At 44.1% G+C, this 1,570-nt stretch carries 1 protein-coding gene; it reads right to left on the bottom strand.

The features are described 5' to 3' along the window. Positions 1 to 46 precede the first annotated feature (46 nt). On the bottom strand, positions 47 to 1,570 hold a 1,524-nt coding region (locus HZC34_00100; GenBank protein ID MBI5700237.1), incomplete at its 5' end, for a hypothetical protein.

Consider the following 1,570-nt stretch of genomic DNA (forward strand, 5'->3'; position numbering starts at 1 on the left):
GCATTTTGTATTTGTTTAGAATTTAGTGTTTCGTATTTAGAGTTTATCATTTCAGCACCGCTATCTTCCCTCTCTCCGTCAATGTTCGATCACCAAGTCGCGCAATAACTTCAAACGGGTAAATTCCATTGACGACTATGTACCCGCTGCCATTCTGGCCATTCCATTCGACATCGTTATATTTTAACCAAATGTTACTGCTTTCGCCATTAGTTGAACCATCAAGTTCGGTAACAAGAGCGCCGGCGATGTCGTAAATTCTGATTTTGACCGAGTCAGCATCTCGACCCAGCCGATAGCGGATTTTTGTTTTTTCGCGATTGGGGTTGAAAGGATTAGGGTAGTTAGTTACGCCGGTTAAGGTTAAGTCGGGCTGGACGGTGAATGAGCGTGTTTCCGACGTGGCCGCTTCGTTGGTGGTGAGGGCTGTGACTTTCCAATAATAGTGGTCACGGTCAAGCCCGGGATCGAACTCATCGATGGCATAACGATAATTAAATAAAGTCAGATCATTTTTGTCGACCAATGAACCGCTGGCGGCTGATCGAGAGAAAATTTGCGGCGCGATGGTAAAGCTGTCATTTTTAGCCAACTGCAATTTATATTCCAACTGTCCACTGTCCACTGTCGACTGTCCACTTCTCCGGTGCTGCCATTGAAACGTCGGCCGCAGGGTTGTGATATCACTATACGCTGGATCATTCTTATCTTTGGGAGCAATCAAAGTTGGAGCTTCGAGGGTGGTGGATTGAGCGGTGACGGTTTGCGGTTCAGCATTGGAAATCACTGCTGCAGCTGTGACACTGCCATTGACTGGCGCAAAATTAGAGGGGATTTTTTGGAAATAGATATCCCTTAAGAAGGCTTCTGGAACATGGATACCAGGAGGAATTCCGGGTCCTGGTCCTTCCCAAGCAACATAGGCATTGTGGCTGGCATCTTCGCAGATGGAAGGATTGGAATTTGTAAAATAGTCACCGATATTAGTAATTTTGATTTCATTACTCCATGAAATAATTGGAGTCACGGTATACCAAGAAATACCAAAAAACAAAAAAACACTAACCGAATAATTCGTAATAGATCCCCTTTTATAATACAAATCATGATTATTAACCCTGATATTATGAGTGATTGCCCCTCTTGCATAAGGTTCAACGGAACTGAATGATGTTACAGCCGTATAATTGGGGTAAGTTGTGGGTCCAGTTGCATAACTATCAACTTGGGTCGGCCCGGAAGCGCTTTCCCAGGTCTGTCCAAAGTTTGAACTGGAAGATGAGTATTGATTAAATTTGCGATCCGTAAAATAAGCATAAACGTCTGTAAAATGACGCCCAGGAATCCCGTTTGAAGCAACATAAGCTCGGATTCTATGAGTGCCAGCATTCATCCAGATTTGCAGTGGGCTTAAACTGAAATATTCTGTATGAGTCGTATGAGCGTCATCCTCAACATCCCATTGCATTGCACGATCGCCATCATTACCCTGTGAATCCATGGTTAACCTTACATTTTGATCATGATCAAGGTTAAAATACACCCAACTGCCCCAGCCACTGCCCCACCA

It is taken from the genome of Candidatus Saganbacteria bacterium (genome assembly GCA_016223245.1).
Classification (GTDB): Bacteria; Margulisbacteria; WOR-1; order XYC2-FULL-46-14; family XYC2-FULL-37-10; genus JACRPL01.